General features: G+C 64.4%; 1 pseudogene. It reads left to right on the top strand.

What is annotated here, in order from left to right:
- Positions 1-215 precede the first annotated feature (215 nt).
- Positions 216-570 (top strand): annotated as a pseudogene (locus MOV74_RS39960) (TonB-dependent siderophore receptor); the annotation flags it as partial.

Below are 570 nucleotides of genomic sequence, written 5' to 3'. Positions count from 1 at the left end.
GGCGCGACGAGAGAGCAGCGCTGATCGCCCGCGCGCAAGGCGCACCACGCCATCTTGTCATTCGCGCATTCGCGCGCCGGCATCAACCGGCGCGCACTCGATTTATAGCAATACTAATTCCAAATCTGATGATTGAGGGACCATTGCGTCCTTCTGCACTTCAAGCCCGGGAATGCACTTGTTAGTCGTGCCCGTCAGGAATGATGGGGTCGCGAATGACAACATATCTAAGGACGGCAACGAGATTGATTGGCGGCGCGCTGCCGCTGTTGGCAGGCCTGATCGACGCGGCGCCAGCCGAGGCACAATCATCGTCGCAGGAATTGCCCGCCGTCGTCGTCGAACGGCCGTCGTCGCGACCAAAGGCGGGAACACGTCCGCTCCGCTCGCGGCAGGCCGGGCAGACAACGAACCGACGCCGTCAGCACGCACAGTCGAACGCCAATTCGCCGGCGGCGGGTGGTGGTGGTGCTGCTGCGGAGACCGCGACAGGCCCGGTGCAGGGCTATGTGGCAAGTCGCAGCGGCACCGGCACCAAGACCGACACGCCGCTCCGCGAGACGCCGCAGT

The sequence above is a fragment of the Bradyrhizobium sp. SHOUNA76 genome (assembly GCF_023006445.1).
Classification (GTDB): domain Bacteria; phylum Pseudomonadota; class Alphaproteobacteria; order Rhizobiales; family Xanthobacteraceae; genus Bradyrhizobium.
Note: the sequence above shows the minus strand (reverse complement) of the source record. Positions and strands in the feature narration are given on the sequence as shown.